The organism is Bradyrhizobium sp. 197, assembly GCF_023073375.1.
GTDB lineage: Bacteria > Pseudomonadota > Alphaproteobacteria > Rhizobiales > Xanthobacteraceae > Bradyrhizobium.
In genome coordinates, this window is sequence record NZ_JADPJJ010000005.1 from 1 (window position 1) to 1,499 (window position 1,499).

Annotated in this window: 1 protein-coding gene; it reads left to right on the top strand. The window is 67.5% G+C overall.

The features are described 5' to 3' along the window. On the top strand, window positions 1-1,499 hold a 1,499-nt coding region (locus IVB27_RS01845), incomplete at both ends, for a non-ribosomal peptide synthetase (protein ID WP_247440930.1).

Consider the following 1,499-nt stretch of genomic DNA (forward strand, 5'->3'; position numbering starts at 1 on the left):
GAGCACGTGTTCCTGCTGACGCAGCATCATATTGTCTCGGATGGCTGGTCGCTGGGCGTGTTGGCGCGTGAACTCAGTCAGCTGTACCGGGCGTTCGTGGCCGGAGACGACGATCCGCTGCCGCCGCTTGTGATCCAGTATCCGGACTATGCCGCCTGGCAACGGCAGTGGCTGTCGGGCGAGCGGCTCTCGAACCAGGCGCAGTATTGGCGCAACGCCCTGTCTGGCGCGCCGGCCCGTCTGGCCTTGCGGACCGACCGGACGCGGCCGGCACAGCAGTCGTTTGCCGGGGCCGGTGTGGCGGTCGTGATCGATGCGGATCTGACGCGGGGCTTGCGGCGGCTGAGCCAGCAGCATGGCACGACCTTGTTCATGACGGTGCTGGCGGCGTGGGCTGCGGTGCTGTCGCGTCTGTCGGGGCAGGACGACCTTGTGATCGGGGTGCCGAGCGCCAATCGCGGTCGGCGCGAGGTCGAGGAGCTGATCGGCTGCTTCGTCAACACCCTGGCGCTGCGGCTCGACCTGTCGGGCGCGCCGAGCGTGGCGGAGCTGCTCAAACGGACGCGGCGCACGGCCTTGGCGGCGCAGGAGCATCAGGACCTGCCGTTTGAGCAGGTGGTGGAGATCGTGCAGCCGCCCCGGCGTCTTGATCACACGCCGTTGTTCCAGGTGATGCTGGCCTGGCAGAACAACGCCGCCCCGGCGTTCGATCTTCCTGGGCTGCGTGTGGAGGCGGCGGCAGACGGCTTCGATCAGGTCAAGTTCGATCTGGAGCTGAACCTTGCCGAGCATGGCGAGGCGATCGCCGGAACGCTGGGCTATGCCACGGCGCTGTTCGATCAGGCGAGCATCGAGCGGCAGCGAGGCTATCTGCTGGCGCTGCTGCGGGCGATGGTGGCCGATGCGCGGCAAGCGGTCGGGCGGATTGAGCTGCTGGCGGCCGACGAGCGCGCATATCTATTGGAGGAGCTGAACCGGACGGCGGTGCCGTATCCCGAGCAGCAGTGCATCCATGAGCTGTTCGAGGCACAGGTCGCCAAGGCGCCGGACGCGGTGGCGGTGGTCCATGAGGACGAGCGCTTGAGCTATGGCGAGCTCAATGCACGGGCGAACCGGCTGGCGCATCATCTGATCGGGCTCGGGGTGAAGCCGGACCAGCCTGTGGCGATCTGCCTTGAGCGCGGCGTGGCGATGGTGGTGGGGCTGCTTGCAATCCTCAAGGCGGGTGGCGCCTATCTGCCGTTGGATCCGGCCTATCCGTGCGCACGGCTCAAGCAGGTTCTTGAGGATGCGCAGCCGCAACTGTTGCTGGCCGATGCTGCGGGACGATCCGCGCTGGGCGCCGATGCGCTGGCCGATCTGACGGTGGTCGATCTCGAGACGGCGACATCGGCCTGGGCGAAGCTGCCGGCCTCGGATCCCGACCCGCGTGCGCTTGGCCTGACCTCGCGCCATCTCGCCTATGTGATCTACACCTCGGGATCTACCGGCACCCCAAA